General features: G+C 70.3%; 18 protein-coding genes. 7 read left to right on the plus strand and 11 right to left on the minus strand.

The genetic code is table 11. The features are described 5' to 3' along the window. Window positions 1-69: 69 nt before the first annotated feature. The 3 genes from QF037_RS02110 to QF037_RS02120 form a co-directional block, all read right to left on the minus strand. A complete protein-coding gene (locus QF037_RS02110) occupies window positions 70-813 on the minus strand; it encodes an HAD family hydrolase (protein ID WP_307021211.1) in 744 nt (247 codons plus the stop codon). Continuing rightward, window positions 810-2,045, minus strand: coding sequence for an acyl-CoA dehydrogenase family protein (locus QF037_RS02115; RefSeq protein WP_307021213.1), 1,236 nt, complete (start codon window positions 2,043-2,045; stop codon window positions 810-812). Before QF037_RS02115 ends, QF037_RS02110 begins: the two co-directional genes overlap by 4 nt. Before the next feature lie 305 nt (window positions 2,046-2,350). Then, on the minus strand, window positions 2,351-3,409 hold the full coding sequence (locus QF037_RS02120) for a ScbA/BarX family gamma-butyrolactone biosynthesis protein (protein WP_307021216.1): 1,059 nt from the start codon (window positions 3,407-3,409) through the stop codon (window positions 2,351-2,353). A gap of 138 nt (window positions 3,410-3,547) precedes the next feature. Between QF037_RS02120 and QF037_RS02125 the strand changes: the two genes are divergently transcribed. Together QF037_RS02125 and QF037_RS02130 are read left to right on the plus strand one after the other, a co-directional pair. Next, a complete protein-coding gene (locus QF037_RS02125) occupies window positions 3,548-4,177 on the plus strand; it encodes a ScbR family autoregulator-binding transcription factor (RefSeq protein ID WP_307021218.1) in 630 nt (209 codons plus the stop codon). A gap of 51 nt (window positions 4,178-4,228) precedes the next feature. Then, window positions 4,229-5,242, plus strand: coding sequence for an aldo/keto reductase (locus QF037_RS02130; RefSeq protein ID WP_307021220.1), 1,014 nt, complete (start codon window positions 4,229-4,231; stop codon window positions 5,240-5,242). Window positions 5,243-5,302: 60 nt separating this feature from the next. Here QF037_RS02130 and QF037_RS02135 read toward each other — a convergent pair whose 3' ends face one another. Then, window positions 5,303-5,761 (minus strand): hypothetical protein, encoded by a 459-nt coding sequence (locus QF037_RS02135; protein WP_307021222.1) that lies wholly within the window; start codon window positions 5,759-5,761, stop codon window positions 5,303-5,305. A 54-nt stretch (window positions 5,762-5,815) separates the two neighbouring features. Then, the gene (locus tag QF037_RS02140; RefSeq protein ID WP_307021224.1) at window positions 5,816-6,694 is read right to left on the minus strand and encodes a shikimate dehydrogenase; all 879 of its coding nucleotides are present in this window, start codon (window positions 6,692-6,694) and stop codon (window positions 5,816-5,818) included. A gap of 86 nt (window positions 6,695-6,780) precedes the next feature. Here QF037_RS02140 and QF037_RS02145 point away from each other — a divergent pair, with 86 nt between their 5' ends. Continuing rightward, window positions 6,781-7,443, plus strand: coding sequence for a TetR family transcriptional regulator (locus QF037_RS02145; RefSeq protein ID WP_307021226.1), 663 nt, complete (start codon window positions 6,781-6,783; stop codon window positions 7,441-7,443). Here the strand turns inward: QF037_RS02145 and QF037_RS02150 are convergent. The 6 genes from QF037_RS02150 to QF037_RS02175 all read right to left on the minus strand — a co-directional run bounded on the left by QF037_RS02150 (window position 7,418) and on the right by QF037_RS02175 (window position 15,312). Next, window positions 7,418-8,152, minus strand: coding sequence for an ABC transporter ATP-binding protein (locus QF037_RS02150; RefSeq protein WP_307021228.1), 735 nt, complete (start codon window positions 8,150-8,152; stop codon window positions 7,418-7,420). The genes QF037_RS02145 and QF037_RS02150 overlap by 26 nt on opposite strands. Further along, window positions 8,149-9,975: a branched-chain amino acid ABC transporter ATP-binding protein/permease gene (locus tag QF037_RS02155; protein ID WP_307021230.1), complete on the minus strand. Its 1,827-nt coding sequence runs from the start codon at window positions 9,973-9,975 to the stop codon at window positions 8,149-8,151. Before QF037_RS02155 ends, QF037_RS02150 begins: the two co-directional genes overlap by 4 nt. Next, a complete protein-coding gene (locus tag QF037_RS02160) occupies window positions 9,972-10,841 on the minus strand; it encodes a branched-chain amino acid ABC transporter permease (protein ID WP_307021232.1) in 870 nt (289 codons plus the stop codon). Before QF037_RS02160 ends, QF037_RS02155 begins: the two co-directional genes overlap by 4 nt. 7 nt (window positions 10,842-10,848) lie before the next feature. Further along, entirely contained in the window at window positions 10,849-11,994 is a 1,146-nt protein-coding gene (locus QF037_RS02165) for an ABC transporter substrate-binding protein (RefSeq protein ID WP_307021235.1), read from the minus strand. Between the two features lie 73 nt (window positions 11,995-12,067). After that, complete coding sequence (locus QF037_RS02170; protein ID WP_307021237.1) at window positions 12,068-13,813, minus strand: thiamine pyrophosphate-binding protein; 1,746 nt, start codon at window positions 13,811-13,813, stop codon at window positions 12,068-12,070. Beyond that, complete coding sequence (locus QF037_RS02175; protein WP_307021239.1) at window positions 13,810-15,312, minus strand: aldehyde dehydrogenase family protein; 1,503 nt, start codon at window positions 15,310-15,312, stop codon at window positions 13,810-13,812. The genes QF037_RS02170 and QF037_RS02175 overlap by 4 nt, the downstream gene beginning before the upstream one ends. 221 nt (window positions 15,313-15,533) lie before the next feature. On the opposite strand from QF037_RS02175, the gene QF037_RS02180 reads away from it, so the two are divergent. From QF037_RS02180 to QF037_RS02195, 4 genes are all read left to right on the plus strand, one after another. After that, window positions 15,534-16,301 (plus strand): IclR family transcriptional regulator, encoded by a 768-nt coding sequence (locus QF037_RS02180; RefSeq protein WP_307021241.1) that lies wholly within the window; start codon window positions 15,534-15,536, stop codon window positions 16,299-16,301. Window positions 16,302-16,347: 46 nt separating this feature from the next. Further along, complete coding sequence (locus tag QF037_RS02185; protein WP_307021242.1) at window positions 16,348-17,538, plus strand: CaiB/BaiF CoA transferase family protein; 1,191 nt, start codon at window positions 16,348-16,350, stop codon at window positions 17,536-17,538. Next, window positions 17,535-18,347, plus strand: a complete 813-nt coding sequence (locus tag QF037_RS02190) for a citryl-CoA lyase (RefSeq protein ID WP_307021245.1) — start codon at window positions 17,535-17,537, stop codon at window positions 18,345-18,347. The genes QF037_RS02185 and QF037_RS02190 overlap by 4 nt, the downstream gene beginning before the upstream one ends. Before the next feature lie 200 nt (window positions 18,348-18,547). Then, window positions 18,548-20,689 (plus strand): outer membrane protein assembly factor BamB family protein, encoded by a 2,142-nt coding sequence (locus QF037_RS02195; protein ID WP_307021248.1) that lies wholly within the window; start codon window positions 18,548-18,550, stop codon window positions 20,687-20,689. Window positions 20,690-20,695 lie beyond the last annotated feature (6 nt).

Raw genomic sequence — 20,695 nt, forward strand, 5'->3', positions numbered from 1 at the left:
GGCCGGCCGCGCGGCTCCGGTGGAGGCCGGCAGATCCGGTCGAGGACGCACAACCCTCTGTACGGCCGGTCAGGCGCCGTCCCGGACAGGGACGACGCCGGCCACCGGGCCGGGTGAGAGCAGGACCGGGACGTCGAGCGCGGCGTGCGGGTGCAGCATCCGCGCCTGCGGCAGCCGTGCCGTCAGTTCCGCCGAGCCGCCCACGATGACGGGGTGCCCCACCTCCGCCAGCATCGGCAGATCGGAGAGGTGGTCCCCGTACGCATAACACCGCTCCGGGTCCACGACCGGACAACGCCGCAGCGCGTCCCGCACCGCCGCACGCTTCGCCTCTCCGATACAGGGATCGCCCACGAGGTGGCCGGTCAGCACTCCGTCACGCACCCCGGGGACCGAGCACAGCAGGCGGGCTGCCCCCACTTCGGCGGCGATGGGCGCCAGGACCGCAGGGAACGATCCGGACACCAGGATCACGGTGTCCCCCGCGTCGCGGTGCAGTTCCAGCGCCCGGCGGGTAGCGGCCAGGTAGAAGCCGGGAACCCCCAACCGCTCGGCATACCAGGCCTGGGCCAGCTCCGCGACGCGGGCGGCGGGCTCGCCCGCCCAACTGCGGTAGTACAGGCGGTTCATGGCTTCCCTGGGAGCGCCGGCGGACGTCCGCTCGGACAGGTCCTGTCGGACGTCGGCCGCGACGCGGGCGCCTCGCGTTCCACGGGTGGCGCGGAAGTAGTACGCGAGGAAGTCGAACGTCGACTTCACGGAAATGAGCGTCTCGTCGACGTCGCAGAACACCAGGCGGGCCGGCCGACTCACCGCGGCTCCCACGGCGTCGGCGCCGACCACTCGCCCTCGCCCCAGGCGGCGTACGCGCCGGCCGAGGCGTCCAGCCGCAGGACGCCGTGCGCCGCCACCGTGTGCGTGTCCCGCCAGGCCCGCTGGACCTCGCTGGTGTCGTCCCGGGCGTGGACACCGCCCGTCCTGAACAGCCGCTCGACGGCCTCCACCAGCAACTCGGCCGCCACTGCGGCGTCGCGCCGGTTGACCGCCTCGACGCGTGGCGCGGTGGGCTCGGCTTCGGCGCCGACCGCGGCCCGGTCCAGCAGCAGGGCCACGGCGTCGATCTCGGCGCCGGAGCGCGCCAGCACCCGCTGGACGGCTGCGTCGCCCAGGGCCGCCGGGCGCCCGGCGGGCGAGGTCGCCGCCCAGCGGGTCCAGGACCGCAGAGCGAGCCGGGCCGCACCGAGCGCCGGCGCGCAGAGCATCGGGCCGCCGGCCACCAGCGCGGACGCCTGGCGTGCCGGAGAGGCGCCGGGCACGACCACGGCGGCGAGCATGTCGCCCAGCGGGCAGGCACGCCGGTCGGGGACGAACACGCCACGTACGTCGACGGAGTTGCTGCCGGTGCCGCGCAGCCCGGTGCTGCGCCAGGTGTCGCGCACGATCACCTCGGAGCGCGGCACCGCCAGGACCCACGGCCCGGCTGGCGCGGGACCGGCGGGGGTGACTCCGGCCGCGACGGGGATGTCGTCGACCGGGGCCGCGAGCAGGACCCAGTGGGAGAAGTCCACGCCGCTGACACAGTCCCACCGGCCGTCCAGCAGCCAGCCGCCCGGTACCGGTCGGGCCGTTCCGGCGGGCGGGGCCAAGGCCGCGGCGATCAGCGTGTCGGGGCCCCTCCCCCACATCTCCCGTTGCCCTTCTTCGGGCAGCCTGGCGGCGTACCGCCCGTGCGCGGCCCAGAGCATGCCGCACCATGCGGCCGAGGGGCACTGTCCGGCGACCAGCGCCGTGGCGGTGATCAGGTCGGCGAAGCCGCCTTCCCTGCCGCCCCATCGGCGGGGCACGAAGTGACGTGCGAAACCGGCCTCTTTGAGCGCGGTCACGACCGCAGGAGCCAGCCTCCTGTCCCGGTCCGCCGCCGAGGCGGCCCGCCCTGCTGCCCGGGCGGCCCGCAGTACGGCGTCCTCGCAGAGGGTGCCGCCCGTTCGTTCCGGCAGGGAAAGGCCGGATCGCTGCTTTTCTTGCGGCTCAGCATGATCGAGCATGATTGAGCTCCTTGTCGAGCCGGACGAGGGCTGGTAAAAATACTTTCTCAACGGTTTCTTACTTGGAGGTGCGGATGCCGCGAGAGCAGGAACGCTCCCGGCGCACGTACGCGTTGGCGCACTTCCTGACGCGCCGGACACAGGCGCCCGCGAAGTCCGCCCTCCTGATCGATGACGCTTCACATTCGGACGTCAGCCGGCCACCGCGGTCCGCCCAACTGCCAGGGCGTGGTGAGCCGTTGACTCCCCTGCACATCGAAGACCGCGGCCTCGGTCGAGACAGGCCCGCCGGCCTGTGCTCATCGCTACACCCCCGCGCCGGAACCGATCGCGGAACGGGAGAAGGCGGCCTTCTCGGACGCTGCGAGCAGGCCTCGGGGCAGCCACTCCATGGCGACCGTGGCGACGGTGGTCTCCCCCTGTGCGGCCGTGATGCGCAGTCTCGTGACGTCCGACGCGGGCACCGGCGGCTGCAAGTCGGCACACAGCCGCACCGGTTCGTCGAGGTCGGCGAAGGCGGGGCAGTCCATCCGGACGGCGCGCAGCACCGCTCCCGCGGGAGCATCCCGGCGGTGGAACAGGCGGTGGCCCAGCTGACGGGCGCCTTCCAGGGTGACCATCAGCGGTATGTGGTCTCCGGGGTGATCGAAGAGCACGGCGTGATGCAGATCGACCAGCAGCCGCCACTCCCCCGCCTCCGTGCGGCCCAGCACACTGTCCTTGGCCCGCAGGCGCCCGACATCGGCCGCCGGCAGGCGAGTTGCGGCGCCGTGCCCGACGCGGGCGGCCTTGTCACGGCCCTGCTCCTCCGTCCCCCGCCAGCGCAACCGCCGGTAGAGCCGCTCGTCGACGGCGTAGACACTCAGCCCGGCCCGGGCGCAGTCACGCCCGGCCACGGACACCACTGCGTCCACCTGCATGCCGAAGTGCCGCGGCGGCCTGTGCGCCACCCACGACCACTGCACGTCCAGAGTGACGTGCAACGGAGTGTCGCCCACCACAAGGGCCTCGTGGTCGGTGATCTCGAAGTGGGTGTCGCTGCCCACGAAACGGTGCCCCAGCGGGATCCCGCAGTACTCGTGCGCCAGATAGACCAAGGCCTGGCGCACGGTCTCGGTCAGCAGCAGCGGATCGGACACACCCTGATCGTCGGGGTAGTACAGCGCGTGGTCCCGAGGCCACTGGGCTCCCACGAGGAACCGGTCCTTGCCCACTTGCATGGCGTCTGTGATGAAGACCTCCGCGACCGCGGCCCGATGGACCAGTTGCCGGGAGACGGGTTGAAGAAACTTCAGAGAGGCATCCGCTACTGCCGTGCCCGGTTCGCCTGGGACCCTGGTCGACAGTTCGTACAACTGGTCCATGGTCTCTCCCCCATGTGGGTTCGGGAATACCGTGGTGGCGCGATGTGAAAATATACCTTCGCAGAGGTATCTTGCAAGGGAACCAAGTCGTGCGGGGCATGCGCACCAGGCACCGCCGAAGGGTACGGAAGAGGAATCATGAGCAAGCAGCTCCGGACAGCCGCCGGCACCAAGGCCTCCCCTCGGGAACTCAAGCAGGAACGGGCCAGCCAAACCCGCAGGCAGCTCCTCAACGCCGCCTCCACTGCCTTCGCCGAAAAGGGATTCCCCGCCGTCACGCTCCAGGACATCGCCGACCTCGCCGAGGTGACCAAGGGGGCCGTCTACTTCCACTTCTTGAACAAAGAGGCCGTGGCCGTCGCGGTCACCGAGGAGTTCTACACACAGCTGCCCGCCATCGGCGAAGCGGTCACGGCCAGGCAACTCCCGCCGCTCGACGCGGTCGCCGAGCTCCTTCTGCAGACCGCCATCGCCCTGCGGGACAACCCGGTGATGCAGGCCGGCGCCCGGCTGCAGATCGAGCGGAACCTCGTCAACGCCGACATGCCTACGCCGTTCAGCGAGTTCACCCAGCTCATCACCGAACTACTCGCACAGGCCCAGGACGAGGGCACGCTTCGGACCACCACCGACATCACCTCCATGGCCCGGGTCGTCGTCGCCGCGTTCTTCGGCAGCCAGCACATCTCCTGGGTCCAGCACAACCGTGAAGATCTCACACAGCGCGTACAAGAGATCATCGACGTCATCCTCCCGCACCACACGTGACATTCGCGCCCTCCCGGCCACCCACCGCCACACAAGAGGAGAGCCCTGCCCATGCCTGCCCTCGCCCTCCCGGTCGTCCCCCTCGGCACCAACGGACCGTCAGTAGGCGCCCAAGGCCTGGGCTGCATGGGCTTCAGCGAGTTCTACGGCCCCAGCGCACCGGCCCAGGCGCAGGAGACCCTGCAGGCCGCCCTCGAGGCGGGCGTCACCATGTTCGACACCGCCGACCTGTACGGACACGGCGAGAACGAGGTACTCCTCGGCCCCTTCGTCCGCGCCCACCGCGAACAGGCCTTCCTCGCCACGAAGTTCGGCATCGTGCGTCGGCCGGGCCAGCGGACCTGGACCCAGGTCCGCGGCGACCGCGCCTACGTCCGACAGTGCGTCGACGCAAGCCTCAAGCGTCTCGGCATCGACACGATCGACCTGTACTACGCGCACCGTCGCGACCCTTCGGTCCCCCTGGAGGAAACCGTCGGCGCGATGGCGGAGCTCGTCCAGGAGGGCAAGATCCATCACTTGGGGCTCTGCGAGGTGACCGGTCCCGAACTGCGCGCGGCCCACGCCGTCCACCCGATCACCGCCTTGCAGTCCGAGTGGTCGGTCTTCAGCCGCGACGTCGAGACATCGGCGGTCCCCACCGCCGCGGAACTCGGCGTGGCGTTCGTCGCGTACTCGCCCCTCGGCCGTGGCCTGCTCACCGGCGCGCTCCCTGACAGCAGCGAACTGAGCCCGGGCGACGCCCGGTTGACGATGCCCCGGTTCACCGGCGAGGACGCACGCACCAACTACACGCTCCTCGAAACCGTCCGCGCGATCGCCGCGGACCACGCCGCAACCCCCGCCCAGATCGCGCTGGCCTGGCTGCACCGACAGTCCCGCGTCCACGGCCTCACCGTCGTGCCCATACCCGGCTCCCGCAGATCCTCCCGGCTGCGGGAAAACACCTCGGCGACGGCACTCACCCTGTCCGCGGCCGAACTCTCCGCGCTCGAACCACTGGCGGCACAGGTGGCCGGCACCCGCTACGCGGACATGAGCACCACCGCGACCGCCCGCGAGTGATCCCCGCAGCCCGACGTCGGCGTGCTGAGCGCCTGCTCCCGACAGGACCGCGCACCAGCGTCACGCACCCCCACCCGTCGGCGACAGCGCCCCGAGGACTGCCGCAAGACCACTCGGATCGCGGCGTGCGATGTTGTGGCCGACGGGAATCTCATGCACCCGCCAATCCGAGTCGCGGCGCGGCCGTTCGGCCACGTCCACGAATGGGCTGCCCGGCCACGCCCCACCGCTGATGAACGTGCGGCCGACCGCGTATCCGCCACCGTCGTGCAGCCTGAGCGACTGAAGGAAGCTCGGCAGCGGGTGCGGGCGCGCACGCGGGTCGATCACGGAAGGGATCGCCACCCAGCAGCCGTCGCCGCGGGCGCCGGCCATGAACAGGTACCGAAACTGGTCACTGGTCAGCGACCAGCACGAATCACTGGCCACCCGTGGCGGAGACGTGCGAGGCGTCACCGAGGCGGTGTCCTCCACCAGCCGCATGGCCGCGCCCCGCGCCTCATCGGAGTCGGCCGCCACCGGGATGGCGACACGCCCCGGGGTCCCGGCCGGAACGCCCTGCTCCCGGCTCGCCTACGTGTGCGCCTGCGGCGCGGCCGTCAGGTCTGCGAAGTCGGCCAGCATGGCGGACGTGTTCGGCGTGATCCCGGTGAACTCACGGAAGGAGTACGCCGCTTGGTGCACGAGCATGCCGCCCCCGTGCTGCACCCGGCACCCGTGGATGCGTGCAGCGTGCAGCAGGGGCGTTTCAAGGGGGCGGTACACCAGGTCCACGACCCACAGTCCGCCGTGCAGCATGTCGGCCGGCAGCGGAAGGCCCGGATGCGTGGTCATCCCGATCGGTGACGCGTTCACCAGTCCGTCCGCGTCGGCAAGTTCCGGGCCGAGTGCCTCCAGAGGCACGGCTTTGGCGCGTTCCGCGCCGGACTCCTTGTTCAGCGTCTTGACCAGCGCATGGGCCCGCTCCGCTACGGCATCCACGATCGAGAGCCGGGCCACGCCCAGATCGAGCAGGGCGTGGGCGACGGCGGAGCCGGCACCCCCGGCGCCGAGTTGCACCACGTGCCGCAGCGGCGCACCGGGCAACCCCTGCACGAATGCCGCGCGGAATCCGGTGATGTCGGTGTTGTGCCCCATGGCCCGCCCGTCGGAGGTGAACACGATGGTGTTGACCGCACCCAGCCGCACCGCGGTCTCCGACAGTTCGTCGAGGTGAGGCACGATGAGCTGCTTGCACGGATGCGTGACATTCAGGCCGTTGAAGCCGCAGGAGCCGGCGGCCCGGACCAGTCGCCAGGAGTCCTCGGGCCGCATGCCCAGATCGTTCAGGTCCACCAGACGGTAGAGGTGGCGCACGCCTTGGCGGTCCGCCTCGCGCTCATGGAGCTCGGGGCTGAGCGAGTGGCCGATGCCCGATCCGATGAGACCGACTAGGTACGAGTCCTGGGCCACGACAGCTCCACGAGAGTAATGTACGAACCAGTTCGTTATAAATATCAGCGTGGATGTGTCCCGGGGAACCCTGTGGGGGGACAGAAGTGTCGGTTGCCGAGCTGCCAGCATCCTGCCGAGTCCGCGACGCGGTCCGCACCAGAGCGGACATCCTCGACGCGGCCACTGCGGAGTTCGTGCGGGCCGGGTTCACCGGAGCCCGCATGGACGACATCGCCAACCACACCCGGACCACCAAGCGGATGATCTACTACTACTTCGAGAGCAAGGAGCGGCTGTTCACGGAGGTCCTGAAGCGGGCCTACAGCGAGATCCGCAGATCCGAACAAGTCCTGGACCTCAGCGAGTTGGGCCCTGTGGGCGCGATCCGGCGCCTCGCGGACCTGACCTTCGACCATCACGAGGCCCACCCGGACTTCATCAGGCTCGTCTGCATCGAGAACATCCACGAGGCGGAGCACCTGGTCGGCGCGGCCAAGCAGCTCTCCGCGCTCAACGCACCGGTGCTGGCGGTCATCGAGCGGATCCTGCTCGCCGGCCGTGAGTGCGGCCTGTTCCGCAGCGACGTGAACGCGGTGAGTCTGCACGCGCTGATCAGTTCGTTCTGCTTCTTCAGGGTCGCGAACCGGCACACGTTCGCCACCCTGTTCGGGGTCGACCTGCTCGACGCGGGCGACCGTGAACGTCATCGCGCGATGCTCGGCGACATGGTCGTCGCCTACCTCACAGCCCCAGGTACACCTCCCTGACCCGAGGGTCGTGGCTGAGCTCGGCGGAGGTGCCGTTCATGGCCACCTCGCCGTTCTCCATGACCAGGCAGTGGCTGGTGGCACCGAAGGTCAGCTTGGCGTTCTGCTCGACCAGCAGCAGACTCAGCCCCTCCTCACGCAGCTTCAGCAGGACGTCCAAAATGCTCCCGACCAGCTTCGGCGACAGCCCCATGGAGGGTTCGTCGAGGACCAGCAACCGGGGGCGGGCCATCAGGGCCCGCCCGATGGCGAGCATCTGCTGCTGCCCGCCCGAGAGGGCGCCGGCCAGCCGGTCGCCCATCTCGCCGAGCACGGGGAACAACTCGTAGACCTCGTCGAGCTGTTGGCGGCTCTCCTGGTCCCAGGCCCGTGAGTACGCTCCGAGCAGCAGGTTCTTCCGCACCGGCAGCCCGGGGAAGACGTGCCGCCCCTCGGGAACGTAGCCGATGCCGTGTCGCACCATGTCGCGGGCCTTGACCCGGGTCAGGTCCCGCTCCCCCAGGGTGATGCTCCCACCGCTGCGGGGCACGAGCCCCATCAGTGCCTTCAGGGTGGAGGTCTTGCCGGCTCCGTTGGCGCCGATGATGCCCACGGACTCGCCGGGCGCGACGGTGAACCCGATGGAGCGCACCGCGCAGACACCTCCGTAGTGGACGCTCAGATCGCGCACCGTGAGCTTCTCGGCGGTGCGGGTCTCGACGGTCTTCACGAGGTGGCCTCCTTCGGCCGGGGGGCCGACTCGGTTGTGTCCCGGCCGAGTTGGGAAAGCTCGGAGTCGCCCAGATACGCCTCGATGACTTCCGGGGAGGCCACGACCTCGCTCGGTGTCCCCTCGGCGATGACCTTCCCGCTGGAGAGTACGGTCACCTTCTCGCACAGGGACATCACGAGCCCCATGTTGTGTTCGATGAGCACCACGGTCGTTCCACTGTCTCGGATGGACCGCACGATCCGGATGAGCTGCTGGACCTCCTCACCGTTCAGACCGGCCGCTGGCTCGTCCAGCAGTAGCAGCCGGGGCCCGGCTGCCATGGCGCGGGCGATCTCGATGCGCCGCTGGATGCCGTACGGCAGCGAGGTCGGGGCGGCGTCCGCGAAGTCGGCGAGGCCGTAGCGGTCGAGGATCTCTCCGGCCCGTTCGCGCAGTTGCCGTTCGTGGCGGATCACGCCGGGCTGCCACACCGCGTACTGCCACATGGCGTGGGTGTGGGTGCGGTCCAGGGCGACGAGGATGTTCTCACGGACCGTCAACTGGCCGAACAGACGCAGGTTCTGGAAGGTGCGAGCCATGCCCGCGAGAGAGAGGCGATAGGTGCGGGCCGTCGTGATGCCCGCACCCGCGAAGCTCACGTCGCCCGCCGTGGCACGGTAGAAGCCGCTGATGACGTTGAACAGGGTCGTCTTTCCTGAGCCGTTGGGCCCGACGATGCCGCGAATCTCGCCCGCTTCCACGTGCAGTGAGACGCCGTCCAGTGCACGCAGGCCACGGAAGTCCTTGCTGACCGCATCGATCGTCAACAGCTTTTCCGGATGCGGAGGTTGAGGCGTGGGGTCGTACGGGACGAACGGTCGTAGCTCCGCGCGCGCCACGCTGCGGCCGCGTCGGCGTTCATACAGGTCGCGCAGCCTGACGGGCACGCCTGCCAGTCCGGTCGGCGCGAAGACGACCATGAGGACCACAACGACGCCGTAGCCGAGCTGGGCGTACGTCGAGAAGTCCGAGAGCCACTCCCGGATGAGCGTGAGCCCGATCGCGCCCACCACACAGCCGACCAGGGAGCGCCGGCCGCCGATGATGACCATGGCCAGCAGGATGAACATGTTGCCGATGGAGAAGGTCTCGGGGGCGACGTAGCGGATGAGTCCGGCGTAAAGGACCCCGGCGGCCCCGCCGTACAGGCTGGCCAGCAGGAACGCCGTCATCCTCAGCAGCGGGATCTCCGCGCCCATCGCCCCGGCGGCGAGGGCGTCGTCGCGCATCGCGCGCAGGCGGCGGCCGAGCGAGGTGTGGACGACGAAGAGACCGAAGACGAGCCCGGCCCCGAACACGACGGCTTCCAGGTAGTAGTAGAGGTACTCGCTGGAGAGGTCGATGCCGGGCAGGGACGGCACCGGAACTCCGGAGATGCCGTCCGCACCGCCGCTGATGTCCGCGTTGGTGATCCAGTTGATGAAGCCGAGCGCCAGGCCGAGGGTGACGATGCCCAGGTAGTGGGACTGCATGCGCAGGGCGGGGATGCCGACCAGCAGCCCGGCGGCGACCGTGGCGAACACCGCGAGGACGGAGGCCGCCCAGAAGCCATAGCCATTGTGGGTCGTGAGGATCGCGACCACATACGCGCCGACGCCGAAGAAGGCGACCTGGGCGAGGTTGATCTGGCCGGAGACGCCCATGGCCAAACCCATGCCGAGCGCGAGCAGGGCGTAGATGAGGGCGATGTCGACGACATGGATGCTGTAGCCGCCCAGACCGTAGGGCAGGGCCCAGGCCGCGACCAGTACCGCGCCCACGATGGCGATTCGGGACTTCACGCGCGGCTCACCGTCCTCTCGCCGAAGATGCCCGTCGGGCGGATCATGATCGCCGCGGTGAAGACGAGGAAGGTCACCAGGACCGAGTAGCCCTGGAAGTGGCCCGCGGCGTACGAGTCGAGGACACCGATGGCGACACCGCCGACCACGGCGCCGGGGATGGAGCCGAAGCCGCCGAGCATGGCCGCGGCGAAGCCCTTGATGCCCAGGGCACCGCCGAGCGAGGCGTCGACGTAGAGCATGGGACCGACCAGGCCGCCGGCGAGAGCGGCGAGGCCCGCGCCGATGGCGAAGGCCAGGGCGTTGCTGCGGCCGACGTCGATGCCGACGGCGGTGGCCGCTTCGTGGTCCATGGCCACCGCCTGCATGGCGGCCCCGCGTTTGGTGCGGGAGAGGAAGAAGGCGAGAGCGACGACCGCGATCGCAGTGACGCCCATGACCAGGAGGTCGTACGTCCGCACGCGGACCCCGAAGATGTCCAGCGGGGCGGCACGCAGCGGGGACGGTACCGCGCGGCCGGTCGTCCCCCAGATGAGGATGGCCACGGCCTGCAGGACGATGCCGAAGCCGATCGTGCCGATCAGCATCAGGTCGAAGTCCTTGTTCTCCAGCGGCCGCAGTGCGCGTTCGATGACCAGGCCGATCGCCCCGGTGATCACGATGGCCGCCGCCATGGCCACGACGAAGGGGAGGTGGGCGGTGAGGTAGAAGGTGGAGGCGGCGTACGCGCCGATCATCGCGATGTCCGCGTGGGCGAAGTTGACCAGTCCCATGGTGCGATACACCAGGGAGAAGCCCATCGCGACCAGGGCGTAGACGGCCCCGAGGCTGAGGCCGCCGACAAGGGTCTGGAAGGTTTCCTGCACGTCCGTCTCACTTCTGCGCGACGAGCTTGCCGTCTTGGATGACACCGATGCTGGTCTGGGTGATCCCGACGCCGTCGGCGCCGTAGGAGAACCGTCCGAGGAGCCCGTCGTACTGGGTGGCGCGGATCGCGTCGGCCAGTTCCTTGCCGGTGGCGACACCGCTGCTCTTGAGCGCGGTGAGCAGGATGTTCGTGCCGTCGTAGGCCTTGGCTCCGTGGAGTTCGGCGTCCTCGCCGTAGGCGGCCTTGTAGGCGGCGGCGAACTTCTGGGCGGCGGGGCTGGTGTCGTTGCCGAGGTAGGGCGAGCTGACGATGGTGCCCTCGACGGCCGCCTTGCCGGCCGTGTCGATGAAGACCGGGGTGCCCTGCGGGGCCGCGCCCGCGAACGGGGCGGTGATGCCGAGGTCACGGGCCTGCTTGACGATGAGCCCGGCTTCCACCTCCTCCGAGCCGATGAAGATCACCTGCGGCTTCTTGGAGCGGATGGTGCTCAGGGCGGCGCTGAAGTCCTTCTGGTCGGTGGTCACGACCTGGTCGGTGACCGGGGTGATGCCGAGGTCCTTCGCGGCCTTGGAGAACGCGTCGTGCTCGCCCTTGCCGAACGAACCGTTGTTGGTGATCACCGCGATCTTCTTGAAGCCCTTGTCCTGGACCAGGTACTTCGCCAACGTCGTGTCGTACGTGGTGCTGGTGGGCCCGTTGAGGAAGAGGAACTCGCTCTTCTGCTCCACCAGCGCGTCGGCCTGGCCCGAGGTGATGTTGGGGATCTTCGCCTGCTTCAGCGCCGGGGCCATGGCGATGGTGACCGCGCTCTCCGCTGTACCGATCATGGCGATGTACTTCTCGCCGGCGATCTTCCGGGCCAGGTTGGTCCCGATGGTCGGGTCGCCCTGGTCGTCGAAGGACTTGATCTGGATCTTGCGGCCGTCGATGCCGCCCTTCTTGTTCCACTCGTCGACGGCGAGCTTGGCGCCCTTCCACTCCCAGTCGCCCAGCGACGAGAGCTGGCCGCTGCGGGCGTCGACGACGGCGATCTTGATGGGGCCCGAGTCGGACCCCGCGTCGTCGCTGCCGGAGTCTCCTGGTGCACTGCACGCGGCCAGTGCGACGAGCGTGACGAACAGGGGGGCCACAGGCCTGAGGGAGCGGTTCATGGTGGTCACCTCATGGAGGACGAGGAGTGGGTGAGGGGCATGGCGGCCGTACCTCTGGCCCGGTGGGGGCGGATCAGGTGGTGTCGGCAGGGAAGTTGCCTGCGTAGATGTCCTTGATGTTCCAGTGCCCCGGGGTGGGCACCGGCTCGTTCACCATCGGTACGTCGATCACGGCGGGCCGGCGCCGGGCGATCGCATCCGCCAGGGCCTTGCCGAGATCGGCGGGGGTGGCGACGACGTGGCCGTCGGCGCCGCAGGCCTCGGCGTAGCGGGCGAAGTCCGGGCTGTACGGGCGGCCTTCGGGGTCGGTGAACTCGCAGCCGTACGACCGTCCGAAGGCGCCGGCCTGGAGGTCGGCGATGGTGCCGTGGGCGCGGTTGTTCATCACCACGAAGATGACGGGGGCTCCCTGCTCCACCGCCATGGGCAGCGCGGGGAGTTGGGCGCTCATCCCGCCGTCACCGATCAACGCCACGACGACGCGGTCGGGTTGGGCGATCTGGACGCCGACGGCGGCGGCCGGGCCGAAGCCCATGGTGGAAGCGCCGCCGGGGGTGATGAAGCGGCCCTGGTCGGGGAGTTCGTAGCACTGGGCGACGCCGTTCTTGTTCCAGCCGACGTCGGTGACGAGGACGGCGTCCTCGGGAAGGGCGTCGCGCAGGTCGGCGAGGATGCGCTGAGGGCGGAGCGGGAAGTCGTCGCTGCGGCCGGCCTCCCGCGCCTCGTCGAAGACCGTGCGGCGGGCGACGGCAATGCTTTCGCGCAGTCCGGGGCGTGTGAGCGGGGTGCTCCGCCGCGCGCGGACGGCGGCCGTGATCGCCTCGAGGGCGAGCCCCGCGTCCGCCACCACCCCTGTCTCCACCGGGTAGTTGCGGCCGATCTCGGCCAGGTCGAGGTCGATCTGGATCAGCCGGCTGGGCGGGAAGTTCCAGGTGTACGCGCTCTCCCAGGAGCTGGCGTCCGTCTCGGCGAAGCGGGTGCCCACGGCGAGGACGACGTCCGCGCCCTTGGTGTGCTCGTGGGTGCTCTGCACACCCCAGAACCCCGGCATGCCCAGCAGCAGGGGGTGCCGGTCCGGCAGCACGCCCTTGCCCATGAGGGAGTGGGCGAGCGGGATGTCGAGGTGTTCGGCCAGGTCGAGGAGGGCGGTGCGGGCGCGGGGGTCGCGGATGCCGCCGCCGAAGTACACCAGGGGACGCTCCGCCGCCAGGAGCGATTCGGCGATGCGGCCGGCTGTGGGTTCGTCCAGGCCGGGGCGGCCCAGGTGGACAGGCAGGGGATGGTCGTAGGGCTGCACCCGGCGGTTGAAGAGGTCCATGGGGACGTTGACGAGGACGGCTCCAGGCCGGCCGCTGGTCGCGGTCCAGAAGGCGCGCTCGGTGGCCCTGCCCAGGTCCTGGACGCGCTGGACGTGCCAGGTGCGCTTGGTGAAGGGGCGGTAGATGGCGCTCTGGTCGGCGTCGGCGTGGAGGTTGACCTCCTGGTGCGGATGGCGGCCGTGGTAGTACGAGGGGATGTCGCCGCTGATCACGACGAGCGGTATGGAGTCGAGGGCGGCGGTGGCGACGCCGGTGACGGCGTTCATCATGCCGGGGCCGACGTGGGTGAGCAGGACTCCGGGGCGGCCGGTGGCCCGGGCGTAGCCGTCGGCCGCGTGGGCGGCGGCCTGTTCGTGGCGGGCGATGACGAACTCGACGGGGCTCGGGCCGAGGGCGTCGAGGAGGGCGATGTTGGTGTGGCCGCAGGTGCCGAAGACGTACTCGACGCCGTAGGACCGGAGTTGGGTGACGAGGGCCTCGGCCGCGGTCACGGTGGTCACGGGGTCTCCTTCGGCAGCTCGCGCAGGTCGCCCCAGGGGGACAGGCCGCGCAGCACGAGGGTTTTGACGACGGTGTAGTCGTCGATGAGCCAGCGGGGTGCCTCGCGGCCGAAGCCGGAGTCCTTCACCCCGCCGAACGGGACATGATCCAGGCGGAAGTTGGAGGAACCGTTCACGATCAGCCCGCCCACCTCCAGACGCCGCCAGGCGGTCACGATGCGGGTGATGTCGTGGGTGAACAGGCCCGCCTGGAGGCCGTACCGGCTGGCGTTGCACTCGTCGAGCACGGCGTCGAAGTCGTCGTAGGGCATGACGGCGACGAGCGCGCCGAACACCTCGTGCACGACGACCGAGGCGGTGCGCGGCGGGTCGGCGACGATGGTGGGGGCGGCGGTGGCGCCGTCCCGCGTGCCTCCGCGGACGACCGTCGCGCCCAGCCGTGCGGCCTCCTTGGACCACTCCACCACACGCTCGGCGGCCACCTCGTCGACCATCGAGCCGACGTCGGTGGTGTCGTCGAAGGGGTCGCCGACGACGAGCGCGTCGACGGCGGCGGTGAACGCGTCGAGGAATGCCGGGTAGTTGGCGCGGTGCACGTAGACGCGCTGGACGGAGATGCAGCTCTGGCCGGAGTTGCTGTAGCCGGTTCGGGCACAGACGGCAGCCGCATGCGACGGGTCGGCGTCCTCGCAGACGATCGTGGCCGCGTTGCCGCCGAGTTCGAGGGCGAGGCGTTTGGCTCCGGCGGCGCGGGCCACGGCGTTCCCAGTGGCGGCGCTGCCGGTGAAGCTGATGACGTCCACCTCGTCGGCGGCGCAGAGCGCGGCGCCGGTCTCGCCGCCGCCGTGCAGGAGTTGGACCGCCTGGTGGGGCAGGCCGCTGTCGAGGAGGAGGGCGATCACGGCGGCGGAGGCGGCCGGGGCTTGTGGTGGTGCTTTGACGAGGGTGGTGTTGCCGGCCGCGAAGGACGCTCCGAGTTTGTGGGCGAGGAGGTTGGCCGGGGCGTTGAACGGGGTGATGGCCAGCGCCACTCCGGCCGGGGCGCGGTAGGTGAGGGCGGTGTTGCCGATGCCGGTCGGCCAGCCGGCGGACGGCAGGTTCTCGCCGTCGATGCGGCGGGCCTCGGCCGCGCAGACGGCGAGTGTGGAGGCCACGCGGTCGATCTCGGTGCGGCTGTCCTTGAGGGGTTTGCCGAGTTCGAGGGCGAGGAGGCGGGCGAGTCGGTCGCGGTGGGCCGTGGCCGTCCGGGAGGCCGTCTCCAGGATCTCCGCGCGGGCGGCCGGTGCCAGCGAGGCGATCTGCGGGGCGTAGCCGCGGGCCCGGGTGAGGGCGTGGTCGAGCTCGGCGGCGGTCGCCGTGGGGGCCCGGCTGACCGTGCGCCGCAGGTAGGGGCCGGTGCGGTCGAGGGGCGGGCCCTCGCCGCCCCAGGAACCCGAGACGAAGGAGGGCACGTCGACGGGGTCGCTTCCGTCGGCGGCTTTGAGAAGGTCTTGCAGCATTACCCCTCCAGAGAAACCATCAGGTGGTTTTCATGGACTGCTGTGCGGGTTGGCGTGTAACGTACGGGCGGCCGGGAGGCCGTGACAAGAGGCCGGGCACAAGGAAGTTGAGGCCGTCGGTTCGCCCCGGGCCCTGGACTGGTGGAAGCTGTCGCCCCAGGTGCCGGTGCCCGTTCGCCGGGCGGTACCGGCTTGTTCGCCGACTCGCGAAGGAGACCCCCGTGGACGCGGACCAAGGCCAGGGCGGAGTGCGGAGTGTGCGCCGGGCTCTGGACATCCTGTCGCTGCTGACCGAGGATCAACCCGCCGTCCCGCTCCGGGACATGGTCGAGGCCACCGGCCTTCCCAAGACGACCGTGGTGCGCCTCGTGCAGACCCTGGAGCAGTACGGACTGCTGTGGGCCACACCGGGCGGTTACACCGCCGGACCCGGCCTGTGGCGCTGGGCCCATCTGGCGCATACCAGCTGGGAGTTGCCCCCCGACACCCAGAAGCTGCTGCGCGAACTCGCCGAACGCCGGGGCGAGACCGCGAACCTGATGATCCGCCGTGACATCCACCGGGTGTGCGTCGCCCAGCAGGAGAGCCCCCAGCCACTGCGGCATGTGGTGCGGGTCGGCGACGAACTGCCCCTGTGGGCGGGAGCCTCGTCCAAGGTGCTCCTGGTCGGGGCGACCGACGGCCTGCTGCAACGGGTCGCCGCCGACTCCCCGCACGGAGTGGCGCACATCGAGCAGTTGCGGCACTGGGCCGAGGAGGCCGAGACGCGCGGCTACGCCGTCAGCCACGGCGAGCGCGACGTCGGCCTCACCGCCGTCGCCGTACCCATCCGCACGCACTCGGGCGTGGTGGTCGCCTCGCTCTCGCTCAGCGGCCCGAGCGCCCGCATCCCCGACCGGCTCACCGGGGAGTTCGCCGAGGACCTGGCCCAAGTGGCGGCACGCATCGCGTCACAGGGATTCGACCATCCCCTGGGGCCGCCCGCCTGACACAGTCGCCGGCGCCGCTCTGCCGGCGCCCGGAAGGAGACGTCACATGCACGTCCGCCCGCTTGACGGAATCCGCGTCCTCGATCTGACGAACGTCCTGGCCGGCCCCTATTGCAGCTACCAGTTGATGTTGCTGGGCGCCGAAGTGGTCAAGATCGAACGCCCCGGCCAGGGCGACCTGGCCCGCAGCCTGGGCCCCGATCCCTCCCTCAACCGGGACGGGGTCGGGGCCTCCTTCCTAGCCCAGAACGCCGGCAAGAAGTCCCTGGAGCTGGACCTCAAGGACATGGCCGACCGGACCCTGTTCGAAGATCTGCTCGCGGGCGCCGATGTCCTGCTGGAGAACTTCCGGGCGGGCGTGCTGGCCCGGATGGGCTACGACTCCGAGCACCTCGCCGCGCTCAACGAACGCCTCGTCTACTGCTCCATCTCCGGCTTCGGCCACACCGGCCCGATGAGCGACGTACCGGCGTACGACCAGATCATCCAGGGGCTGACCGGCATGATGAGCGTCACCGGCACGCCCGAGACGGCACCGCAGCGCGTCGGTTTCCCCGTCTGCGACACGACCGGCGGGCTGATGGCGGCGCTCGCCATCAGCGCAGCCCTGCTGCAACGCGAGCGCACCGGGCGGGGCACCAGGCTGGATGTCTCCATGCTGGAGGCGTCGCTGTCCGCCATGGGCTGGGCCGTGTCCAACTACCTGGTCAGCGGGGTGGCACCCGAGCCACTCGGCGACCAGAACGCAACGGCCGCGCCTTCCGGCACCTTTCACGCCCTCGACGGGCCGCTCAACATCGCCGCCAACCAGCAACGCCAGTTCGAGACGCTCTGCCGGCTGGTGGGCGCGGAGGAACTCGTCTCGGATCCCCGCTTCAGGGAGCGCGAGCAACGCAAGCTGCACCGCGGCGAGTTGAACGCCGCCCTAAACGACGCCCTGGCCACGCGCCCGGCCGCGGACTGGGAGCGCGAGCTGAACGCCGCCGGGGTGCCCGCCGCACGTGTGCTCACGGTGCCGCAGGCCCTCGGGCAACCACAGTTGGAACACCGGCGGTTCGTGACCGAGCTGGAGCACCCCGGGCGGGCGGGACACAAGCTCAGGGTCATGGGCAACGGCGTGCTCCTCGACGGCGAAGCCCTCACGCCTCCCTCTCCCCCGCCCCTGCTCGGCCAGCACAACCACGAGCGGGAGCAGCTCGCCCGCCGATGGACCACCGAGGAGGCGGCCGCGTCATGACCGCGTCCCAGGACGAGGCGGCTCTCTGGTGGGCCACCGCCGTCAGCCACATCGAGCCGGGGAGCATCGAGCTGCGCGACCGGCCCGTCCAGGAGCTCATCGGCACCACGGGCCTGGTCGACGTCATCTGGCTCCTGCTGCGCGGCGATCTGCCGACGCCCCGTCAGTCCGCGCTGCTCGAGGCCGCATTGGTCGCCGGCGTCGACCACGGCCCGCAGGCCCCCTCGATCGCCGCCGCCCGCATGGCCGCCACCTGCGGAGTCGGCCTCAACAACGCCGTCGCCACCGGCGTCAACCTGCTCGGCGACTCGCACGGCGGGGCCGGACAGCAGTGCGTGGAGATGCTCGACGACATCCGGGCCCGGCACGACGCGGGCGCGCACTGGCCTGACGCGGCCCGCGAGGTGACGGCGGACTGGCAGAGCCGCTCACGCTATCTGCCCGGTTTCGGCCACCGTTTCCACCCCGTGGACCCGCGCCGCGACCCGTTGTTGGACCTCGTTCACGAGGCGGTGGCCGACGGCGTGGTGAAAGGCGAGTTCCTACAGGCTGCCCTCGCCGTGGAGGAGTTGCTACGGCTGCGCCGCGCCGGCGCACGTCCCGTACCGATGAACATCGACGGAGCCACCGCCGTCATCTACGCCGAACTGGGCTTTCCCGCGCCGCTCGCACGCGGCCTGTTCGTGCTCAGCCGGAGCGTGGGAGTGCTCGCCCACGCCTGGGAGGAGACCGGTCAGGGGCGCCGCAACAAGGGCCCCATCCCCCGCAGCATCATGCCGGCACGGCTGCCGGCTTCCGAAGACATCTGAACGATCGACGCCCCGACTCTTGTCACACACGTGACGCCTGCCTAACGTAGCTAACTGCCAATCGGGCAACCATCATACGGGTTTCAGAAACCGTACAGCGGACCAAGATCCGCACCAATGCCACTCCCTCCCCCTCTCAGTCCAGCGGCCCCCATGCCGTACGGACTGGTCAGGTTCATGCCACGAAGAAGTGAGGGATCATGGACAGACGCAGCTTTCTCACCTCGGCGGCCGCCGGCACCGCGACGACGGCAGGCGTGCTCGCCGCTCCCCCCGCGCAGGCCGCCGAAGCTCTGGCCCGCCCGGTACCGGCCCAGGCACACCCGGCCACGGGCCGTAACTTCCCCAAGGCCGGCGGCAACCTCGGCAACCACAACTACTCGTCCCTCAAGCGCATCACCACCGACAACGTCCGCCAGCTGGGCGGCACTTGGCACATCAACCTGGAGAACGGCTCCACCAGCAGCTCCCAGCAGTGCGCGGTCATCGCGCAGGACGGCGTGCTCTACCTCGCCACCACCCAGCAGAATGTCTTCGCCATCGACGGCCGGACCGGCCAGGTCCGCTGGAAGACGAACGTCGGCACCGACACCACCAACATGCGCGGCATCGCCCTGGGCGAAGGCCTGGCCTTCACCATCTCCGGCTCCAACCTGGTGTACGCCCTCGACCAGAAGACCGGCGCCGTCGCCTGGACCCGCGAACTGCTGGTCGAGGACCAGGGCGACCCGGGCTGCGACCCCGAAAGCGGGCAGTGCGGGGGCAGCAAGGGCGGACTGGCCGGCGCCGTCGTGTACTGGGACGGACTCATCTACATCGGCACCGAGGGCAGTACGGCCGGGGCCCGGGGGCGCGGTTACGCACTCAAGGCCTCCACCGGCGAGCTCGTCTGGACCTTCTGGGGCACCCCCGGCCCCGGCGAGTACGGCCACGACACCTGGGAGGGCGACACCTGGAAGACGGGCGGTGCCGTCTGCTGGATCCACCCCGCCGTCGACCCTGAACTCGGCCTGGTCTACTGGGCGTTCGGCAATCCCTATCCCCGCACCGATGGCTCCACCCGCGGCGGTGACAACCTGTTCGCCAACTGCCTCGTCGCCCTCGACGCCAAGTCGGGCGAACGGCGCTGGCACTTCCAGTCCGTCCACCACGACATCTGGGACTACGACAACGTCATGCCGCCCGTCCTCGCCGACCTGCTGATCAAGGGCAAGAAGCGCAAGGTCGTCGTCTACGGCAGCAAGACCTGCATGTACTACATCCTCGACCGCGCCACCGGTGAACCCGTGCACGGCATCGAGGAACGCCCGGTCCCCCAACACGCGGCGCAGAAGACCGCACCGACCCAGCCCTTCCCCGGCGGCGAACCGTTCGTCGAGACCGAACCCCGCCTGGACAAGGCCACCCGCCCGGTGCCCTTCTACCCGACCGGCGGCATCTACGAGGTTCACTGGGACCGCGCCACCATCATCTTCCCCGGCGCGGGCGGTGGCGCCGACTGGGCCTTCCCCTCCTTCAGCCACCGCACAGGCCTGGTCTACGTCGGCTACGGGCTGATCAACTCCGCCTACTCCAACACCCACGGCGGCCGCGTCAACACCGCCCGCCCGCTGGGCGAGTACTTCGCCGGAGGGCTCGCGGCCGTCGACCCGCGCACCAACACCGTGGCCTGGCGGCAAGAGGGCGACTGGTCGCTGGCCCACGGCAACGGCATCCTGAGCACCGCGGGCGGCCTCCTCTTCCAGGGCCGCCCGGACGGGGTGCTCACCGCCCTCGACGACCGGGACGGGCGCCGGCTGTGGAGCTGGCAGTGCGGGGCCGGGGTCAACACGAGCCCGCTGACGTACGAGATCGACGGCGAGCAGTACGTCGCCGTCCTGGCAGGCGGCAACGGGCTGCCGTACCCGGACGTCCCCAAGGGCGACCACCTGTGGGCGTTCAAGCTGGGGGGCACCGTCGGACCGGCCACGGCTCCCACTCCCCCGTCCCGCCGCAACCAGATCCGCGCGGTCGCCGTCACCGGCGCCGTCGCGAACAACACCGTGACTCTGGGCCGCACTTGGGACAGTTCCAAGAACGCGCCGGGAGCGACGGAGAACCTGGTCGCCCAGAACGCCATGGCCCCGCAGCACCTGACCGTCGCCAAGGGCACCACGGTCACCTTCACCAACCCGTCGGACAACAAGTCCGCCCACGGTGCCGTGGCCTTCTTCGAGGCCGAGTTCGACACGGGCCTGCTCATGCCGGGCCAGTCGTACACGCACACCTTCGACACGGCCGGCGAGTTCTTCTACAACGACCCGATCGCCCCGCAGAGCACCGGCAAGATCGTCGTCCAGTGAACCGGA

This window comes from Streptomyces canus (assembly GCF_030815415.1).
In the GTDB taxonomy this organism is placed as follows: domain Bacteria; phylum Actinomycetota; class Actinomycetes; order Streptomycetales; family Streptomycetaceae; genus Streptomyces; species Streptomyces canus_F.

Excerpts from the sequence above, each read along its gene's own strand:
- QF037_RS02190 (WP_307021245.1), top strand. The coding sequence starts at position 17,535 with ATGACCGCGTCCCAGGACGAGGCGGCTCTCTGGTGGGCCACCGCCGTC.
- QF037_RS02175 (WP_307021239.1), bottom strand. The coding sequence starts at position 15,312 with ATGCTGCAAGACCTTCTCAAAGCCGCCGACGGAAGCGACCCCGTCGAC.
- QF037_RS02120 (WP_307021216.1), bottom strand. The coding sequence starts at position 3,409 with ATGGACCAGTTGTACGAACTGTCGACCAGGGTCCCAGGCGAACCGGGC.
- QF037_RS02185 (WP_307021242.1), top strand. The coding sequence starts at position 16,348 with ATGCACGTCCGCCCGCTTGACGGAATCCGCGTCCTCGATCTGACGAAC.
- QF037_RS02115 (WP_307021213.1), bottom strand. The coding sequence starts at position 2,045 with ATGCTCGATCATGCTGAGCCGCAAGAAAAGCAGCGATCCGGCCTTTCC.
- QF037_RS02130 (WP_307021220.1), top strand. The coding sequence starts at position 4,229 with ATGCCTGCCCTCGCCCTCCCGGTCGTCCCCCTCGGCACCAACGGACCG.
- QF037_RS02165 (WP_307021235.1), bottom strand. The coding sequence starts at position 11,994 with ATGAACCGCTCCCTCAGGCCTGTGGCCCCCCTGTTCGTCACGCTCGTC.
- QF037_RS02125 (WP_307021218.1), top strand. The coding sequence starts at position 3,548 with ATGAGCAAGCAGCTCCGGACAGCCGCCGGCACCAAGGCCTCCCCTCGG.
- QF037_RS02195 (WP_307021248.1), top strand. The coding sequence starts at position 18,548 with ATGGACAGACGCAGCTTTCTCACCTCGGCGGCCGCCGGCACCGCGACG.